15 protein-coding genes are annotated in these 17,072 nt (G+C 42.7%); 8 read left to right on the top strand and 7 right to left on the bottom strand.

The features are described 5' to 3' along the window. Positions 1-3: 3 nt before the first annotated feature. The 4 genes from trhH to ACMWKK_RS21945 form a co-directional block, all read right to left on the bottom strand. Complete coding sequence (gene trhH / locus ACMWKK_RS21960) at positions 4-1,419, bottom strand: IncHI-type conjugal transfer protein TrhH (protein WP_001257292.1); 1,416 nt, start codon at positions 1,417-1,419, stop codon at positions 4-6. Beyond that, entirely contained in the window at positions 1,409-2,455 is a 1,047-nt protein-coding gene (locus tag ACMWKK_RS21955; protein ID WP_000196727.1) for a thioredoxin family protein, read from the bottom strand. The genes trhH and ACMWKK_RS21955 overlap by 11 nt, the downstream gene beginning before the upstream one ends. A gap of 591 nt (positions 2,456-3,046) precedes the next feature. Next, positions 3,047-3,559: a hypothetical protein gene (locus ACMWKK_RS21950; protein ID WP_001140952.1), complete on the bottom strand. Its 513-nt coding sequence runs from the start codon at positions 3,557-3,559 to the stop codon at positions 3,047-3,049. A 1-nt stretch (position 3,560) separates the two neighbouring features. Further along, complete coding sequence (locus ACMWKK_RS21945; RefSeq protein ID WP_000004208.1) at positions 3,561-4,361, bottom strand: hypothetical protein; 801 nt, start codon at positions 4,359-4,361, stop codon at positions 3,561-3,563. Positions 4,362-5,120: 759 nt separating this feature from the next. Between ACMWKK_RS21945 and mobI the strand changes: the two genes are divergently transcribed. The 8 genes from mobI to ACMWKK_RS21905 are packed head-to-tail and all read left to right on the top strand — an operon-like array spanning position 5,121 to position 15,263. Then, positions 5,121-5,606, top strand: coding sequence for a conjugative transfer protein MobI(A/C) (mobI, locus tag ACMWKK_RS21940; protein WP_000071885.1), 486 nt, complete (start codon positions 5,121-5,123; stop codon positions 5,604-5,606). Continuing rightward, on the top strand, positions 5,603-6,340 hold the full coding sequence (locus tag ACMWKK_RS21935) for a hypothetical protein (RefSeq protein WP_000995978.1): 738 nt from the start codon (positions 5,603-5,605) through the stop codon (positions 6,338-6,340). The genes mobI and ACMWKK_RS21935 overlap by 4 nt, the downstream gene beginning before the upstream one ends. Before the next feature lie 9 nt (positions 6,341-6,349). Next, complete coding sequence (mobH, locus tag ACMWKK_RS21930) at positions 6,350-9,496, top strand: MobH family relaxase (RefSeq protein ID WP_001011152.1); 3,147 nt, start codon at positions 6,350-6,352, stop codon at positions 9,494-9,496. Continuing rightward, a complete protein-coding gene (gene traD, locus ACMWKK_RS21925; protein ID WP_001284073.1) occupies positions 9,496-11,580 on the top strand; it encodes a conjugative transfer system coupling protein TraD in 2,085 nt (694 codons plus the stop codon). Before mobH ends, traD begins: the two co-directional genes overlap by 1 nt. Beyond that, on the top strand, positions 11,580-12,689 hold the full coding sequence (locus ACMWKK_RS21920) for a hypothetical protein (RefSeq protein WP_000343600.1): 1,110 nt from the start codon (positions 11,580-11,582) through the stop codon (positions 12,687-12,689). Before traD ends, ACMWKK_RS21920 begins: the two co-directional genes overlap by 1 nt. Further along, a complete protein-coding gene (locus tag ACMWKK_RS21915; RefSeq protein ID WP_000718549.1) occupies positions 12,676-13,338 on the top strand; it encodes a DUF4400 domain-containing protein in 663 nt (220 codons plus the stop codon). Before ACMWKK_RS21920 ends, ACMWKK_RS21915 begins: the two co-directional genes overlap by 14 nt. Positions 13,339-13,348: 10 nt before the next feature. After that, positions 13,349-14,530: a S49 family peptidase gene (locus tag ACMWKK_RS21910; RefSeq protein ID WP_094166803.1), complete on the top strand. Its 1,182-nt coding sequence runs from the start codon at positions 13,349-13,351 to the stop codon at positions 14,528-14,530. Position 14,531: 1 nt separating this feature from the next. After that, positions 14,532-15,263, top strand: coding sequence for a nuclease-related domain-containing protein (locus tag ACMWKK_RS21905; RefSeq protein ID WP_000338612.1), 732 nt, complete (start codon positions 14,532-14,534; stop codon positions 15,261-15,263). A gap of 286 nt (positions 15,264-15,549) precedes the next feature. Here ACMWKK_RS21905 and ACMWKK_RS21900 read toward each other — a convergent pair whose 3' ends face one another. The 3 genes from ACMWKK_RS21900 to ACMWKK_RS21890 form a co-directional block, all read right to left on the bottom strand. Next, the gene (locus ACMWKK_RS21900) at positions 15,550-15,903 is read right to left on the bottom strand and encodes a hypothetical protein (RefSeq protein WP_000210769.1); all 354 of its coding nucleotides are present in this window, start codon (positions 15,901-15,903) and stop codon (positions 15,550-15,552) included. Positions 15,904-15,968: 65 nt separating this feature from the next. Beyond that, complete coding sequence (locus ACMWKK_RS21895; RefSeq protein ID WP_001091367.1) at positions 15,969-16,253, bottom strand: hypothetical protein; 285 nt, start codon at positions 16,251-16,253, stop codon at positions 15,969-15,971. A 356-nt stretch (positions 16,254-16,609) separates the two neighbouring features. Beyond that, positions 16,610-16,909 (bottom strand): hypothetical protein, encoded by a 300-nt coding sequence (locus ACMWKK_RS21890; protein ID WP_000442693.1) that lies wholly within the window; start codon positions 16,907-16,909, stop codon positions 16,610-16,612. Positions 16,910-17,072: the final 163 nt, after the last annotated feature.

Raw genomic sequence — 17,072 nt, 5'->3', positions numbered from 1 at the left:
ACCTCAGTTACGTGTGCCACGAATACTTTCAGTGAAAGCCTTCCGTTGCAGGCGACGGTTATCCCAGGTTGAAATGACGTCCGAGCTGGTACCGACCTGGCTGTGCGATAGCTCATAGGCGGCTTTAACCTGTTTTGAGAGATTGTCTGTTAATCGGTTGAGATCATCCCTTTTACCCGACAGCGACTCACTCGGTATGCTCATGGTTGAAATTTTGGCCTCAACCTGGCGCAACATGTTGATTACGAGGCTCGTCGCAGCAATAGTGCTGATGTCCTGAATGTATGCGTACCCTTCCGGTGCTTCGAATGTTTGCAAAGAGTCGATAATGGTCGGGATGCCGATATAGGAGATAATGCGTAATTCATCATCTGAAACACGAACGTCGTTGATGATTTTTTTCTGTACGTTTAAAAGAAGATCAGAAATGGTATCCTTCAATCCCTTAAAACCACCGTCATTAACTTCTGACATGACAAGGCACTGAGCCTTTCGTGGGGATGATGGATCTGGTGCCGGAGAACACTTGAGCATTTTAATTGATCCGCCAGCTGGTGGCCCCATGATGTAATCCGTGACAGTCATGGTAGACGGGCGGACTTCCATTCCCGCTTTTTCGCCTTTGCTATCCCAGTTGATAATGACAGTACCTACGAGAGACATAAGTTGTTCTGCCAGTTTATAACCGGATAACTCCGTTACCCCTCCGATGTTCATCGTTCCCTTATCAATATCCATGAACGACATATAGAAGAGGTTACCACTGAATTTTTCAGCGAACTCTTCGGGATCCTTTGCTTTAACCTGAGAAGTGACAGCTTCAGGTGACTTTGTCATCGATGAGCCAAAATCAGGAATAAGACCATTAATCGATCCCAGAATTGAGGCTGGTCCAGAGCTAACTGAGTTAGCGAACTGGCTTGGCGTACCCACGTTTTCAGAAAGGAAAGAGTAAGTTGCATTGCATGAATCTTTCGCAAATTTATTTAGCGCTTGCAGTTTGTTTTGGATGTCATTAATCGTTGCAGCACAGTCAGCACAAATAGCTGAAACAGCAACGTTAAAAGCATAGATAGCCGCACCCTGGGCAATACCACGGGCCACCTGCACAAGCTGGTCCCCGTTGATCATGCTGAAGGACCCAAGAAAAACGTCAATACCGTTACAACCGACAGAAGCTTTTGGAAACGACATGGAAACAAGGTTGGTATTAACGTTTGTTGTTCGGTAAGACATTGACCCGCCAACTATGCCTGTACGGGTTGCTGTGGAAAAGGTGGCCGGGCTGGTAGACGTCATCATGCCATTGAAAATGTTACGCATTGCGTTGTCTGCATTTGCAGTCGGGGCTAAAATTGCAGCACAAACAGAAAGAGACAAAAGTAACTTTTTGAAGTTGAAAACGGCATTACTGCGCATAAGTGCCTCCAAAACTGCCGCCAGCATTGAGATAATTGACCGGATCGGCCGTAGGCATGTCATAGCCTTCGAGTTTTTGGTCCATTATTTTTTGAAGTAGGAATGGGTCTGATTCCATTTCGGATTTATTAACGGTAATAACGCCATCATCGCCGATGGTATATTGCCTTTTAATATCTAGAGTTGACTGGAACGAAGCGTCATCGATCAGATTCATGCCCTTCGCGGCAAGTATAATAGTGTTCTTTAATTCATCAGCGGAGATCATGCCTTCACTAATGCGCTGAGCTGATGTCCCATCCTTTGAAACCAGGAAAATTGTAGGTACCTCTCGAATTTTAAATTGATCAATAATTTGTGCGTTGGGGATGTTAAAATCCTGAAAAAGGCCATTATGCAATGGCCTTCCATCCATACTGATTGGAAGAATATCTACCGAATAATAGTTCTGCATAAATTGAAGTATTTGGCTTTCTTCGTGGCAAAACTGGCAAGTACTCTGGAAAAAGAAAAATAAACCTGACTTAGTAAAGATATCTTTCATTACCGTTTGCTGATTTTTTTCAACAACAGTGCGGTGAGCATCCAGTGCCACCTTTTCCACTGGTTGCCTGCGTTTTTCAGACATCATCGGGTTTTTAAGAAAATAATCTTTTGATTTGTCAGAAAAACGCGTACTGATATCCAGCATTAACCTTTGCGCCGTGTAATAACGTGATAGATTTTCTGCGGTAGGGTTATCCATTGCCTGCGTTAACAGTCGAGGCATATTCTCTTTTAGCCATTTTGAATTTAAATCTACCATTTCCTCTTTTGAAGGCGAGCTAGCAGCACCGGTTGGTGGCAAAACCTCTTCTTCTTCAGCTTCGCTTTTTTTAGCAGGATCGTCATACCAGAAGAAACCCTTCTTATAAGCCTGGCCAGATACAAAGGGCGTATCTTTTATTAGGGGTTGCTCAGGGCTGGCGTGGGCACCAGTAATTACCAAAGACATAAGCAAAACCATCTTTGAAGGCGCTAATGCAATACGAGTCATAGACCGTTCTCCTTTTCTGATGCGGTTATGATGGCATACAAAAAAAAGGTTAGAGCTCGTATAGCATGGTCGTTTTTATGTTGAAAAGGACGGAAAAGGAGTGCTGACTAAGAAGATAGTCTCGGTGATGGAAAGATCATCCATCTTGCACGTTGTCAAAAATCCGGTGTAACAAAAACATGGTTTTATCGAATATCTAAAAGCAAATATTGCTTTGAAAACAGGTGTATTTAGAGCTGAAAAAAATCATCACAAGTAATGCTGTTTCTATATTTCAAAAAAGGAATAGCTAAGGATCAAAGAAGCGAACTTAGACAAGAATATAAAATATATTAATTGAAAGCGATTAAGAAGTCGTCATGCATAGAAGGTTTTGAGAACCTAAGTAGTTTTACGTTTTCAACAGAAAAAAAGGTGCACATTTTTGGAACGAAGAAAAACTGAATAAAGAAAAATCAAATTATATCTTTACTTGTCAAGAGTTGATATTTAAGTTGTAACTAATATTTGATTGTAAAGCAAACAACAGAATTTGACTTAAGTCAATATTTAGATTCAGACAAGGCAAGTTTCGCGATATCTTTTTTAAATTTAATCTAATTCTTCTTGAGAATACCTCTCTATGGCTGAAGCAGTTGAAGATAATCTGCAACGTGGACAATGAGCATCATTTGTCACTGGCACAATGTATGGGCGTTTACATTTTTCGCAGGCACCTAGTTCTTCAATTTCTTTCATAGAAGTAAGGATTTCTATTATTTTATTAACTTCCGGTGCGCATACAAAGTATCCCAGATTATGAAGGACACTCATTATTCGGTTGAAGTCAATTTGCCGAAAACTCGCTTCCGGATTTATTGGATCAAAACCAAAATAGTTAACTGCGACATCAATAACAGCAGAAAAGGCTCGGCGGTTATCTGTGCGTTTGCTCCAGCCCCGGATACCTTTTTTGAGTTTTGTTTTTGCACCAGGCTCAAAATCGATATTTTCAGCAACATGATTACCGTACAAAATTCGTATTGTATTTTTATTTGCCCCAAGCGACATAGTTCTTGCTGCTCGCAATAGAGCATTAGCTTTTGTTTGATCGACCTTTGCCATATCAATAATCCTTTAACATAACTTTATTTGTTAAAGTGTTGAACACATCCTGACGGTGACTGGTGAACATAGTGTCATAACGTAATAGTTCCATCAAATCATCACTAACTTTTCCTAACCGGATGTCAGCAGACAATTCATAAGCCCAGGCAAAAACTTTCGTTTTAAGTGAAACACTCTCTTCAATATGCCCTTGTGAGAAAGCAATTGTACGTGGGAAAAGAACGACATCGTTAATTGTTTTTAACGATGAATAACCAATGTCTTTAATAGCATCAGCTGTAGTTGGTTTTAAACCAAAGAAAATACTTACAAACTCTGGTGCGAGCATTGAGATAAAGAACACCTGCATAAAGTAGTCATTCTGTATATCAACACATTTAGAACGCAACTCATGAATCTTCTTGGGATTATAGATATCCACTGTACCATTCAGAAAAGTCACTTTTTCACCGGCATCGTAAATACCATAGTCAATATCATTTGTATCATATTCACGAATTACATTGGAATCACCGTCCAAGACCGCAGAAAAAAACCTCTCCCATGTAATTTCCTTTCCGAGTGTACGCGGAACCAAAAAACTACCTGGACGTGTTTCCACTTCAAAAGCTAAATCAGCGGCTGTACTAAATCCTTTCCCAAATAGGCGACGCTGGAGAAGAGGAGTCCCAGTTTGATATGCAGAAGATCCATGCACAGGCAATAACATTAAAAATGCACGGTAACTACGAATAAGCGAAATCTCAGTGCGGAAAAGTTTACCGAGTAAGCTACGAGTTAAATTATCAGATTCTGACATGTGCTGATTGTCCTTGCGCCATTACAATTGTTCAAATCTTCAACATGGATTTTTTGTTAGGTGTTCGGTAGGGTGAAAAGTAACTTTTAGTATTTTCTTAAGGCTTGAATAAGCCTTAAATCTATCCCTTCAACCACACCGCTTACTTGTAACACTTTTTAACCAAACTAACCAGAATTTTATCAAAAATTCCTGCGCATGCTAACGAAATGTGAAGCGATTAAAAAAAAACCTAAATCCAGCCCCTCCCAACGTTGGATTAGAATAACGACGTCTTTCACTGACCGTCATAAACTGACATTTTTACTTTTCATCAACCTCATGCTTACATAGGATCACTAAACAAAGAAAAGTGACCCTATGAATGCCTCACATAGGGTCACTTATGTTTGAAAAGTGACCCTATGTAATGTCGTCATAGGGTCACTTTTTATAAAAGTGTCACTATGGACAAAGTTCCATAGGGTCATTTTTTTTGGAAAAGTGGCACTAGATATATGTATAACTTTAATAGAGCAATGCACATTATCAAAAGCAATAATCCACAATGGTCATTCTGTCAAAAGTAACTTTAGGGGGTAGCGATGGAAGTGAGGCTAAACTCGCTGTTACTGTTTCTGAAGGCCCCTCCCGAATGGGGGAAACAGCGAGTGCATTACATCTGTTCAATTCCCTCATCAAAGAGCATTCAAAAATCTTCTGTTCGTGAAAAAAAACGGAAATTTCCTCCGGTATAGTAATTTCACATCAGGAGGCGTCATGAGTAATTCAAATCTTATAAGTTCTATAGAGCTAACACGTAAAAATTTACGTGCTCAGATTGAAGGTTTGCGTGTTGAGGCTGAAGATCTCATTACAAAATACTGGATCAAGTGGAAGGAACGAAACCACCAAGAGATTAACCTTACCCGACATAGCAAAGTTCCAAAGAGGGAGTACCTGGGTTCTTACGCACCAAAAGTTGAGCTAATTGGTAATGCCAGAAAAGTAACGATCACTTGGCATCAGTTCAGCCCTTATAAAACAAGAGCGCCTAGCCACATGTCAAAACGGGTGCAACCAATGAAAAGTGGAAAATATTCTAAGAACTGTTTTGTAAACCATGCCAGCTGGGAATACGAAATGATTTCTGAAACGGAAGCATTGCTGGAGCCTTACAGAGAAATGCTTGAGCTCTATCATTCAGCATATATCGAACTTGGACGAAAAATCCGTCAATACTCAAAAACTAAGGTGGCACAATGAACGACGCAATTATCACGGACAATGAGCGTATTAACATTGAACCAAAAGATGTAATGGTAAAAGGTTCAAATAAAAAGCAAGGCGTAAACGCTCAAACTTCTACTCAACGTAGACCAGAGCACCAGGGTATGGCCAAAGTTATTATTAACCCCGGCACCCCAGACTTTAACCGGTTTTTAACTGCCAGAAATGGAGCAGTCATCAGAGGTTTTGATGATGTGAGTATCGCTATTTCCTCTCTCTTTAAAACGGTTGATGCAGTTAAACATCCTGACCTTGTTCAGGCTATTCAGGATTGGTTCAACGAGCTGCATGAAGAAAACAATAAGATGAAAGAAAATCTTGTTGCTTATATTAAGTCAATTGAGTTCGACAAGAATGACTCATTCATGTCATCAACTCAGTTTGTACCTTTCAGTTTTGAACCAGTACAACTCAACTTCAATAACCACAACACCATGAGGTTTTACAAGTACATCTTCGAGATGAACCAGCTCATGAACACAATGTATGAGTACAACTCATTGGGTTTACTGGCTGTAAGCGACTATCCGGTTATGTCTCACAACATTATAAAGAGTATTAATTTATATGTTGAGAATGTGAAAAAGACTCTGAATGTTTCTCGCCGTAAGGATGGGCCATACAGTCCAGCAGAGTTCATCACCAAAGTAATGCAATATAAAAGTGTGCAGGCATACATTGCAGCCGAACTGTCAGGCAAACGTCGATAAGGTATGATGATGAATTTCAGGGCGCTGTATTTATGTATTAAACGGATTTTGGGGATATTCTCATCTCAGGAGAATGATGCAACCTCTGTAATGATTGAGGATATATCAAGCCTCTCTCCTTTTGCGCAGATTCTAGGAGATCAGAAGTACACTGTTCCTGATCATCCAAATCCAGAAGTCCTGAAATTCATCGAGTATCCAACTCGTCCGACGGGCATACAGACATTTAATGAACAGTCAATCCTGTCTCTGTATCGGGAAAAGCTGCACTCAATTTCAATGATGTTAGCTATCAGCGATAGCGACATCAGGGACGATGCATATACATTTACTAATTTAGTTTTAAAGCCCTTGGTTGAATATGTTCGCTGGATACATCTTTTGCCAGCTTCCGAAAATCATCATCATAATGGTATTGGTGGGTTACTTTCTCACAGCCTGGAAGTGGCCATACTCTCTTTAAAAAATGCGCATCACTCAGAACTGAGACCAATCGGATATCAAGATGAAGAAGTAGTCCGTAGAAAAGTATATCTCTATGCTGCGTTTATCTGTGGTTTAGTCCATGATGCCGGAAAGGTTTACGATCTCGACATTGTAAGCCTGAATTTAGCTAGTCCGATCATTTGGACGCCAAGCTCACAAAGTCTTCTTGACTGGGCACGTGAAAATGACGTGGTTGAATACGAAATCCACTGGCGAAAGCGTATTCATAATCAACATAATATCTGGTCCAGCGTTTTCCTTGAGCGAATCCTAAACCCGGTATGTCTTGCATTTTTGGATCGGGTAAATAAAGAACGTGTTTATTCAAAAATGATCACCGCCCTAAACGTTTATACTGATGGGAATGACTTTTTGTCTAAATGCGTGAGGACCGCTGATTTCTATTCTACTGGTACAGACCTTAATGTTTTACGTGACCCTATCATGGGTCTGCGTTCTAATGATGCAGCAGCAAGGGCCATTAGTACCATCAAGCACAACTTTACCAGTATCAATATCAACAATTACAATGCTAAGCCTATGCACATCATTATCGTAAATGGTGAGGTATACCTTAACGAGAACGCATTCCTTGATTTTGTTCTCAATGATTTCGAATTACATAAATATAACTTCCCTCAGGGAGAGGCTGGTAAGACCGTATTGGTAGAATCCCTAGTTCAACGTGGTTACGTCGAGCCCTATGATGATGAGCGTGTCGTTCACTACTTCATTCCGGGTATCTATTCGGAAAACGAAATATCAAACATCTTTAGAAATGGGATAGGGAAACTAGAATTCTATAACCTTCTTAAGCTAAGGTGGATTGGTTTAATCTTTGATTCCTATAAAATCCCTGACTCAGTGCCGGGTCTTTTTAGCGTTAATGCCAATAAAGACTTTATTTACATTGACGAGCAAAAAACAGTTACTGAATACAGAAGACCAGTGCCCGGTCGGGACGTTATAACTAAAATTACTGATACTGTTGAGACGGCTGTTCTTAAGGTTAATGATTTAGGCCGCTCCTCTGCCTCTATTGATGTTGATATACATTCTAAGAAAAATGAAGGCTCATCCGACGATTTTGAGAAGAAAGCCGAAAGTGATAATGAAATTGATAATGACACGCAGATAGTTAAATCTGAGGGTGAGGAAGCAGCTGATCCTGTCATTCCTGATATAGAAGAAAGTGAAGATGAATCGGCAAAGGACACGGAATCCCATGTCCTGGTCAACCAACTTCATGAACTCCTTTTAAGCGCTCCACTTTCCAATGACTATATAGTGTGTGTTGATGCTGTCCCCTACCTCAACATAGATACCACTATGGCATTGCTGCCGGGATTAGATGAAAAAGCATTCAGTGAAGAGCCCTATTTCCAACTGACATTCAGAGAAGGCTCTCTCGATGGAATGTGGATAGTAAGGGACATTGACGATCTGCGTTTAGTCCAGCTCGGCGATAACTGCGCCGGGTTCCAGCTCACCTATCATGAGCCAAGAAGGCCAACAACTTTAAAGTCACTTTTCAATACTTCTATGTATCAGGCATTAGTGATTAATGATGAGTCTTCTGTTGAAAACTCTGCCCCACGTCCAAAGCAAACGCTTGAGCTGCCTCCCCCACGTGTAAATGCAGTCGAAGAACATTCTGGCGACGTGGAATATCATGGAACCGATAGTGCATCCGCGACTGGTCCGCTGAAAACTGAGGCTGTGGAATATGAACATTATCAACATCTTTTTGAGAAAGAAGATGAAGAGCATGAGATCATTGATTATACCGATTTCTCACAGCTTAGTGTTTCTCGGCCAGAAGTCGGTAGTTGTGCAACAAGCTCTTCGGTCCATAATGAAAAGCTTCTCTCCGAGCCGTCAGAATTACCAGAACTTAACCGAGAACAGAACGCTGATCCCCAGGGTACGAATGAACGCTCTATGGATGTTTCTGTAGGACAAGAAAACTCAGAACCAGATACTGAGGGTAACTGCCCACCACCAGCTGAAGTTGTGTATTCCCAGACCGAAGCAGCCGCAACCAGTGTGATGGCAAGTGAAGAGCCCGCCTTACCTCCTGTACTTGAAGAATCAAATGGAGAGCATGCGCCCACAGACGCTAAGGGGCATCATCTTTCGCCAGCACTGGCCAGACTGTTCGCCCCAACAGCACCGGTAGAAAAACAAAATCCCAAGCGCAACCGGAATAAATCATCGGACAAAGCAGAAGTACAAAAACCAGCATCACCTGTTTCTGGTCACAATCTGAACAGTAAAGTCTTTGCATCTACTGAATCAGACCAAAATGGTGAATTCTCGCTTATAAGCGAAGGTGACGTTACAGAGCTTGAATTTGTAGAAATTGCGTTAGTACTGCATCAAATTCTGTCCAAAATGGAGGTGGCGTTTAAAAGAAAGCGCAAAAACAGATTTATGGTAAGTACTCCTAATACTCTCTATCTGACCCAATCTTGCGTGGAAAAATTTGGGTCGCAGTTAGAGGCTCAAGATCTTTTCAATAAGCTTCCTCAGTACCTCGTTAATTCTGGTGCTGTGATCAATACAAAATGCCATGCATTTAACATGCCTACTTTGCTGGCCGCATCAGACCGGGCGAAAGTGGACATTGAACGAATTATCAATAACCTGAAAGAGGCTGGGAACCTATAATGTCAGATTCGAAGAGGACTAACCTCCATGCACAAGAGAATTTTTATCGGCCTATTCTTGAGTATCGTAGTGCCTCAATACTTTTGATTTGTTCGGTTTCTATGCTTTATATGGGACTTTCTTCAGACGGACTGGACATCGCCCCAATAGTTCTGTTCACCTCAATATTGCTTTTTTTGCTGTGCCTTTATCGTTGCAAAACAGCAGCGCCATTTTTGATGGCTCATTGGCGTGTATTCAAGCGACATTTCATGTTCGTTAGTCTTGATTCACTGCGTGTAATTAACAAAAGTAACTTTTTCTCCAATGAGCGAAAGTATCGTCAACTGGTTCAGGATTATCAAAATAAAAATAAGGATATACCCGAGCGAAAGTCCTATTTTTGTGATGGGTTTGAGTGGGGTCCGGAACATGCGGATCGGGCATATCAAATAGCTAACCTCTCCAGTGATAAACGTGAGATCGAGTTGCCATTCGTCTTCAACCCAATTAAGAGACATTTTGACGCAATGGCTCGTAAGATGGGCGGCAGCAATGCAATTTTTGCTGTGGAACGTAGGGAACCCATATTTGTAACTGAAGACAATTGGTTTGGTCATACTCTGATAACCGGAAACGTGGGTACCGGGAAAACGGTGCTACAGCGTTTACTAAGCATTAGCATGCTTCATCTTGGTCATGTTGTTGTTGTCATAGATCCAAAGAACGATGCAGAGTGGCGAGAATCTCTAATGGAAGAGGCTAAGACCCTCGGTCTTCCTTTCTATAAATTTCATCCTGGCCAGCCAGCATCTTCGGTCTGTATTGATGTCTGCAACACCTATACTAATGTTTCTGACCTAACATCTCGTCTTTTGAGCTTGGTGACAGTTCCCGGTGAGGTTAACCCATTCGTTCAGTATGCCAAGGCTCTCGTTTCCAATGTGATTTCCGGGCTTTCTTACATAGAGAAAAAGCCTTCTATTTATCTGATTCACAAGAACATGAAAAGCCACATGTCTATTGTGAATCTTACAGTCAAGGTAATGGAGTCATGTTACGCGAGATATTATGGTTACGATGTCTGGACCGAAAAAGTTAAGTACGTCGCTAACGATACCTTGCCGGTACGTTTCAAGCGTCTCGCTGAATGGTTTACGGCTCATTTCATGAATTACGAGGGGTCCGAACAAATAGACTGGTTAGATACTGTTTCCCAGCTTATTGATTACTCAATGTCCGACCCAGAGCATATGGCTAAAATGACCGCAGGTATTATGCCTGTTTTCGATATGCTCATTGAAAAACCTTTAAATGAGCTTTTATCTCCTAACCCGAACTCAGTATCATCAAGAGAAATTGTAACAAGCGAAGGGATGTTCAGCACTGGCGGGGTGCTATACATTTCGCTTGATGGCCTTTCAAACCCCGATACAGCAGCTGCTATTTCTCAATTAATAATGTCAGATCTGACCTCCTGTGCCGGTAGTCGCTACAACGCTCAAGATGGTGATATGTCAGCTAATTCCAGGATAAGTATTTTTGTTGATGAGGCACACTCAGCCATTAACAACCCTATGATTAACCTTCTGGCGCAGGGTCGTGCAGCGAAAATTGCACTGTTTATTTGCACCCAAACCATCTCCGACTTTATTGCTGCGGCAAGTGTTGAAACTGCCAATCGAATTACGGGGCTCTGCAACAATTATATAAGCTTGCGAGTCAACGATACTCCTACTCAGACGCTTGTTGTAGAGAACTTTGGTAAGAGTGCGATAAGCACAAATATGGTCACTTATACGACCGGTTCAGAAACATCTTTGCCGCATAATAACTTCTCAGGTTCAATCTCAGAAAGAAAGCAGACAACTTTAGAAGAGAGTATTCCAAAGGATCTCTTGGGTCAGGTCCCTATGTTTCACATAGTTGCCAGGCTTCAAGATGGCAGGAAGGTTGTAGGCCAAATCCCTATTGCTGTTGCTGAGAAACAAATGAAGCCAAACACAACTCTGTCGGAAATGCTTTTCAAGAAGGCCGGAAAAGTTACTTTGCGTCAAAATCTCGATATCAAAAATCTTAATAAATTTCTAAGGAAGTTGCATTGATGGATGAAAAAATTGTCCTGACGCGCCAGCAAATTTTAAGCTCTGCACTAAAAGTCAGCAAATGTCGCTCGCTCGTAAAAAGGCGCTTTCAGTCTTTGGGTTTAAAGTACGCAGATTCTCAGGAAGTTCGAGATCGGCTAACTATGATAGAAAAAAACGCGTTTCATCATTTGGGAAAATTTTGTCAGAGCAACGATATCGATTCCCTATTCTCCATGGCAAATACCCTGTCTGAGCTTTTCCTTTTAAAGGGAGAGTTGATCACGACTGATCCCTTTGGGGACCGTGAAACCAGCTACTGGTCGGTACCACAAGGATCATGCCATGAATGGATTCAATCACTGACCACCAGCGAAGGTCCTGAACGTAAATTCGTTAGTTTCCGTATTTCTTTCGATAACAATGACGTACGGTGTGATCTTGTAAAAAAGAATGCCCGTATGCTTGGTTGTTATCTTTTGCCTTATTTCGTCGATTTAACACGCACGGTGGGCGCATTCATTAATTTGCCAGGTAGTGTCTCTTTTAAACAAGTACAGCGCATCAAACCCCAGATTCATCCAGAAACAACACATAGTCATATAGTTACTATTGAGGACTCTCCCTTTCTTTCTCGGTTAAAATTTAAAATCATTACTGCCATAGATCAGCTTCCTGACCCTAATGGCCTTTATACAAACACCTTTAACAGCATTATTGACCGTGCACTGCTGACTCATCTCAAAACCGAACAGGAAAAAATAGATAGTCCAAGAGTCTGCAAAAATGTGATTTCGGCTTTTGCCGACTCAACTCTTTCTCTGCCGGTGTTTAACATCGGCCTAAACGAGCAGTACAGATACTGGACGCCGTGGGGCATCAACTTTATAGAATTTTCCCGCCAGGCCGCAAAAGCAAGGACCGCTGTATTTGTTCCTGATGTGGGACAGATCGAGTGGAAAAGCGCAGAGCATAAAGAACTGGCGGAGTTAAGCCTCATCGACCAAATCATACCTAAACAGTACCACTGGCTCCTGGGTATCCCGACGATGTGGCGTAACAACTATTGCAATCACGATCAGAGGCTAGCTCTTTTTCGTGAATGGAGGGAAAGCAATGGCTGCGGATAATACAAGCAGGGCAGCAGTGCTCAGAACAATGCTTTTTTTTGGCATGGTCATTTATTTTGGTTACAGCTTGGCTTTCCAGAATACTGAGGAGCTCAAATATCAGATTACTCAGGAGGTTAATGCAAGCCGGTCCATCATATCAAATGACCGTTGGAAGTCTGTCATTGCAAATAGTGAAGCGACTTTAAATTGGTTGGTACATGACTATAAGTTAATTGACTATCTGAATACTATTCTGATCCCTGACACCAAAAAACCAGCCAGAGGTATTAACATTGTTGCTGAAAAATTTACCTCTATTAATTACACTATGGCCAAAAACATACCCCTCTTACTTTATCAGTCCATTTTCCGGTGGAACTTAATCCTGGGGTGGCTAATCGTTTTTCTGCCCTATCTATTTGCCATGCTAGCAGATGGAATGTACCAGTGGAAATTGAAGAGGTACGTATTTGGTAAGGTTACAGTTCAGTTTTATCGTATTTGGTTTCGAGCATTTTGGGTGATCAGTGCTTTAACGATGGTCTACCTGGTCATGCCAAATATGTCACTATTTAACAATATCGCTCAACTTTTCCCACCAGTCGCTTTATTGATACTGGGAATTGCATTGAATCGCTTGTGGTCTAACTTTCAAAAACTCATGTAAAGGTGGTCAGATGTTAAGCAGTAAAAAAAGGAAGTCCCCTACAAATATCAAAGAATCGCTCAATGATAACGCTGACCGTTTTTATAAGATGTTTCGCATTCATACCACGGCAAAAGTTGCTATGTCGCTAATTGCCATGACCGCTGTAGGGTTTTCTTTCTACAATCTTTACGAACAATGGCAGGACGCTGAAGGGAAGAAAGACCATATAGCTGTAATACGGATTTCTGGCGAGATGGGTACCGGCTCGGAAACGGGCGATGGAACAGTGATCGCAACAGCTCTTGCCAAAGCTTACAATAATCCCCATGCCAAAGCAGTTATTATCGAGGCAGAGTCAGGTGGTGGTGGTCCCTCTGACGCCATCATTATTTACCGCCAGATAAACGCGCTTGAAAACCACCAGCCACAGATTGAACGCGTATCAGATGCCGGTGGCTCTCTTTCATCTGTAGCCGCTGACAAGAGTAACAAAACCGGGAGCACAGAACGTGGCGATGAAGCACGGTCGAAGCAAAACTCCCTCGAAGTACTCTCCAGCGGTACCGGTCGTTTTTTCTCTGATATCGCAGACTCATATAAACCAATCATCGTTAGTGTGAAAGGCATATGCGCATCCGCATGCTATTACGCGGTATCGCCCGCTGATGCAATTTATGCCGACAGTAATGCCCTGATCGGTTCTATCGGTGTGCGTATGGACCACTGGAATCTGTCAGAGATCATGAGCACAGTAGGCGTCAAGAATGAGCCCCTTACGGCCGGTGAGTTCAAAGATGCTCTTGACCCCTTCCACCCATTGTCCGATTCAACGAGGGAGTTCATGCAGAAGGAGATCCTGAACACGATGCATGAAAAATTTATAACTGATGTTGAACTTGGACGGGGTAAAAAGCTTCTCTCGCGTCATGATGCCGATGCTGTTTCTCTCTATTCAGGCCGTGTATGGCCAACACCTCAGGCAGTTAAGTACGGCCTGGTGGATGGAGATCTTACGTCAGTAGAGATCCGTACACGTCTTTCAAAAATGTACTCCACTGACACGTTCAAAAACTACAATGAGCCTCATCGTAATCTCCGTTCTGCACTCGGCATGCTGATGAGCCTGTCTTCAAATATTGAGAGCCTTACCGGTACCACTACCCGCTTAGTAGAATCTGTTAATGCCACCAGCTACCCCTCTGTGAGGTAACATGGATGCTTTCAATCTGCTGTGGAGCATTACGGGGGTAGCTTTCATTATCCTTATTTTCGTCGTGTTGCTGTGTCTGTTGGGATTTATGACCTCTGCCATAGCGGAACGGCGGACTGCAAAGGCAATTGAATCTGGGCTTCCTGAAGAAGCTCAGGGGCTACTTAGTGATCTCACCTTTCAGTTGTCGGCTCATAGCACTACGCAGGTTGATCACATTCTCGTAGCCCCACATGGTATATACGTCATAGAGCAGAAAAACTACGTAGGCAAGCTCTACGGTACTCTGGAGGAAAGCCACTGGCGGAAATGGACTCAGTCCCGAACCCTCAAGTTGCAGAACCCGTTTAAGCAAAACCAGGGGCACATCAGGGCTATTCAGTCTGCTCTTAAGGCTAGAGAACTGGAATGTATCAATGTCGTCATCATAAACGGACGTTGTAAGTTTGATGGCATCAAGCCGGAATGGTTATGTATGGGGATGGACGATTTTATCCATAAAGTCAAACAACGACGAGGGCTACGGTTGTTCACACCGGAGTCTGTTCAGCACATCTGTTCGGTGTTGAAGTCAACAAGGAAGTCGCCAGGGCTCTATACGGACCTTACTCATATTCATAACATAACGACAAAGTACAAAGCCCCGATGAAATTCGAGCAACGAGTAACATACATTCTGCTCAACTTTATCCATTATCTGTGGGCAAGTCTGTTCACTAAGCAGAAGCCTTAGCGCTCTATCATTGGTAAGGCTGTAAAATGTCTGCAAAAGGCCCCATCGGTAAATTGTTGGGGCTTTTTCTTTGCGTAGTTCTGATACGGTTTATCCTGTGGAGCATTATGGCCACCAGCCAGCTGGTGACTGGCCAACGCTTTGTATGACGTAGCCTACTCAGGGCAGGCTATTTTAGAGGGACCGATTTTTATCCGGGCTAATTTAGAAAGAGATAATTTGAACTTAGGCGGGCTGACCACCAGCAGAGAGGTAAATCACTAGCCGGTGATATTGACAGAAGTCGTCAGGGGTTTAACGCCGGAATATTTTGCCAGGCCTCCTGCAAGGTCTGCAAGACTTCTACAAGTGATAGTGACGGCCACAGGACTGTTTCCGTCATTATCACTCCAGGTGGCTCGCACTCTACTGGTACCAGAATTAAAACAACACGAGTTCCTTTTACCTGGTAGGCAAGGTTTACTGCCGGTTGGCGGTAGGAGGCCAGTACACCCTCACCATATTGAGCAGGGTTACTTGCCCAGTTCCGCACCATTGCATACACCTGAGGCATATACCGACTATCCAGATCCCCTTTGGGCCGTCTGAACGGCACGATTTCTTCTGAGCGGTAGGTGGTCGTTGTTGTATTGGTTGTCATCTTTGTCACCTCCCCTGTTCGTCCATTTAGAGTTTTAAGCTGCTTTACACATCACACTCAACTGATTATTTAAGCTGGTCATCGTCTCTGGCCAGCATAGCCCAACCATTCGCCTGGTTTTCGCGGGAGTAAGGATTCATTTCAAAATAACTATCTACCGCGTCGCTGTCCGCAACAGAACTGTTGTTAGCTCTCTTTGAACCCTGAACCACTACAGCATCAACCTCTGCGGCTTTCCCGTTGCGCTGTACCAGGATTTTAACCGTATTGGGCTTACGTCTTGCGAGCAGTTTGTTGGCGATAAAAAGCACAACAATCCAGGCCAAAAGCACGTATAAAAATGTATTCATAATGCCCTCCTTTGTATGTGATTATTATACCTGCTTCCATTGCAGGCCAAACAGGTTCGGTGCATGAAAAATAGACTTCTCTCCGGCGTATAGCAATCTACTTACTGATCTGTTTTCGTATCAAACTGTATGGCATAACCGAGGGGCGTACGTGGTGAGTCAGAAAGTTACTTTTCCGTAATAGTTAATTTCAGATCCTTCTTCCAGTTACGCTTCAGTATAAAACCGATACCCTCTAATTCAGCATCCTTCACGTTTAATACGCTTCACTTTAAGGCAGGGCTTTTCGGTTGAAATGAATTCTTTTTCCGGTTGCTGGACATGGGTTTCATCCTGATAGTTAAAGTTGCAGGCTATCAGTCACCACCACCACCTCCGTCACCTCCTCCACCGCCACCATCACAACCACCAGCTATGCTATTTTCACCATTACAATCACCTCCGAGGGGGTTCAAATGGCTGCTCCCCTGTAGATGGTGTCCTTGCCAGATCGAACCCGAACCAGCGCCTCCTGAGCGTCTTTGCTTGCCCTGAGGCAATTGTGCAGGCTCACCAGCACCGGCGGTACCAAAAATGTCCCGGGCAATTTTATAAAGAAGGTAAAAAGGTACGCCCAGCATCATAAAAAAGATTACTGAAAATATTACACGTTCCATTGATGATCTCCTGTCTTGTGAGAGACCAGTTATATCAGGGTGTGGATTGGCCCCTATATTTCCATACACTTTTTATCACTTAACCCATGACTGGTTCGTCGCCGCAGATATTCCCGTGGCGAACGATACCCCAGTGCACTATGCGGATGCCATTCGTTGTAAT

Origin of the sequence: Enterobacter sp. 01-M-03-SI-ECC, from assembly GCF_047530215.1 — a bacterium.
Taxonomy (GTDB): domain Bacteria; phylum Pseudomonadota; class Gammaproteobacteria; order Enterobacterales; family Enterobacteriaceae; genus Enterobacter; species Enterobacter chengduensis.
Note: the sequence above shows the minus strand (reverse complement) of the source record. Positions and strands in the feature narration are given on the sequence as shown.

Bases quoted from the DNA above. Each gene is read 5' to 3' on its own strand.
- trhH (WP_001257292.1), bottom strand. From the start codon at position 1,419: ATGCGCAGTAATGCCGTTTTCAACTTCAAAAAGTTACTTTTGTCTCTT.
- ACMWKK_RS21955 (WP_000196727.1), bottom strand. From the start codon at position 2,455: ATGACTCGTATTGCATTAGCGCCTTCAAAGATGGTTTTGCTTATGTCT.
- ACMWKK_RS21950 (WP_001140952.1), bottom strand. From the start codon at position 3,559: ATGGCAAAGGTCGATCAAACAAAAGCTAATGCTCTATTGCGAGCAGCA.
- ACMWKK_RS21945 (WP_000004208.1), bottom strand. From the start codon at position 4,361: ATGTCAGAATCTGATAATTTAACTCGTAGCTTACTCGGTAAACTTTTC.
- mobI (WP_000071885.1), top strand. From the start codon at position 5,121: ATGAGTAATTCAAATCTTATAAGTTCTATAGAGCTAACACGTAAAAAT.
- ACMWKK_RS21935 (WP_000995978.1), top strand. From the start codon at position 5,603: ATGAACGACGCAATTATCACGGACAATGAGCGTATTAACATTGAACCA.
- mobH (WP_001011152.1), top strand. From the start codon at position 6,350: ATGAATTTCAGGGCGCTGTATTTATGTATTAAACGGATTTTGGGGATA.
- traD (WP_001284073.1), top strand. From the start codon at position 9,496: ATGTCAGATTCGAAGAGGACTAACCTCCATGCACAAGAGAATTTTTAT.
- ACMWKK_RS21920 (WP_000343600.1), top strand. From the start codon at position 11,580: ATGGATGAAAAAATTGTCCTGACGCGCCAGCAAATTTTAAGCTCTGCA.
- ACMWKK_RS21915 (WP_000718549.1), top strand. From the start codon at position 12,676: ATGGCTGCGGATAATACAAGCAGGGCAGCAGTGCTCAGAACAATGCTT.
- ACMWKK_RS21910 (WP_094166803.1), top strand. From the start codon at position 13,349: ATGTTAAGCAGTAAAAAAAGGAAGTCCCCTACAAATATCAAAGAATCG.
- ACMWKK_RS21905 (WP_000338612.1), top strand. From the start codon at position 14,532: ATGGATGCTTTCAATCTGCTGTGGAGCATTACGGGGGTAGCTTTCATT.
- ACMWKK_RS21900 (WP_000210769.1), bottom strand. From the start codon at position 15,903: ATGACAACCAATACAACAACGACCACCTACCGCTCAGAAGAAATCGTG.
- ACMWKK_RS21895 (WP_001091367.1), bottom strand. From the start codon at position 16,253: ATGAATACATTTTTATACGTGCTTTTGGCCTGGATTGTTGTGCTTTTT.
- ACMWKK_RS21890 (WP_000442693.1), bottom strand. From the start codon at position 16,909: ATGGAACGTGTAATATTTTCAGTAATCTTTTTTATGATGCTGGGCGTA.